Annotated in this window: 2 protein-coding genes; both read left to right on the top strand. The window is 32.0% G+C overall.

What is annotated here, in order from left to right; genetic code table 11:
* Nucleotides 1–143: 143 nt before the first annotated feature.
* Nucleotides 144–422, top strand: coding sequence for a plasmid mobilization protein (locus JCM11969_RS16670; RefSeq protein ID WP_003625288.1), 279 nt, complete (start codon nucleotides 144–146; stop codon nucleotides 420–422).
* A complete protein-coding gene (locus JCM11969_RS16665; RefSeq protein WP_054713009.1) occupies nucleotides 412–714 on the top strand; it encodes a type II toxin-antitoxin system YafQ family toxin in 303 nt (100 codons plus the stop codon). Before JCM11969_RS16670 ends, JCM11969_RS16665 begins: the two co-directional genes overlap by 11 nt.
* The last annotated feature ends 684 nt before the right edge of the window (nucleotides 715–1,398 follow it).

The raw sequence follows: 1,398 nt of genomic DNA, 5'->3' as shown, positions 1-1,398 counted from the left end.
GAACGTTTGAATCTTTGATGGGTAAGACAACTTGTTGCATAAGCTGTTAGTTCCTTTACTTTAAAATTAATTTAGTTGCAGAAAACCTAAAAATCGAATATTATAATGTAGTACGATGGTAAACTTAAAGGAGGCGGATTAGAATGAGTAATACTATTATTAAAAACAAGACAATTTCAACTCGTGTAACACCTGACATTAGTGAACGGGCTAAAGCTAATCTAGCAAAACAAGGGCTAACCGTTTCTGAGTATATACGCTTATCGTTAGTTAAAGCGGCCAATAATGAAGTTCGATTAGTCAGCTTTTTAGATTCTCCGGAAGCCTTAGCCGCTAAAAAAGAAGCAGAAACAGGGCAGGTCAAAAACATTGGTTCATTGACTGACTTTGAAGATTGGATCGATAAGTTAGATGCAAATTAAACAGACCAAATCTTTTGAACGTGAATTAAAAAAACTAGTCAAAAAACATTTCCCAATAACTGTCTTGAAGCCTTGTTTAGAATCAATTGTTGAACAAGATGTACTTGTTTTGAAACAGATTAAAGATCATGCATTAAAAGGAAATTGGCGTGGCTATCGTGAATTTCACCCTGCCAGATATGGAAACTATGGTAAAAATTATGACAACTGGATTGTTATTTATCAGCTAGATCATGATGAATTGATTTTGTTATTGGTTGCAACTGGCTCCCATGAAATCTTGAATCAATAGCTATAGTTTAGGGGCACTTATAAAAAAATAAATTAAAATAGCCCCCAATATCTACATTATAGATATTGGGGGCTATTCTTTCAATGTTTTTGAGGGGTTATTTGGAGATTATAGACCCTAACACGATAACTGAGAATTAAACAATTAAAATTTCCCAAATTATGACCAAGAAAGATCATCTAATTCATGTAGTATTTTTTTCCCTTTTGCTGGATCAATCATTTTTATAAAGTACGCAGTCCCATATAAGTATCCTTTAAAATTACTAATATTTTCTAGATTGTTGTAGTTTAAATGACCAACAATCCCGAATCTTTTACTATAATAAATAGTTTGCTACCTTTACAATAAATGAGTTAACTCCAAATCAAAAAATTCTTGTCATCTAATTACTTTCTTGCTGTAATGTCTTATGAACGATTATTAATGGGAAGAGGCCTTATGTACAAAAATATGCGTGTCAATTTGATGAAGAAGGATAATAAACATTATCGATTTTCAAAAACATTCAAAAAATAGGGGATATATCGGACATTGTTTGGTATGACGCCAAACTGTACAACAGACTACAAAACTGATCGACCCACCAAAGTGACATTAGAACAAACAAATGGTAAAGTAACTCGCAAAAAAAATTAAAAAATGTATAAAGTAGACTGTCAAAAATGTAGTATCCGAGTGTTT

This window comes from Secundilactobacillus paracollinoides DSM 15502 = JCM 11969, from assembly GCF_001311135.1.
Lineage (GTDB): Bacteria > Bacillota > Bacilli > Lactobacillales > Lactobacillaceae > Secundilactobacillus > Secundilactobacillus paracollinoides.
Note: the sequence above shows the minus strand (reverse complement) of the source record. Positions and strands in the feature narration are given on the sequence as shown.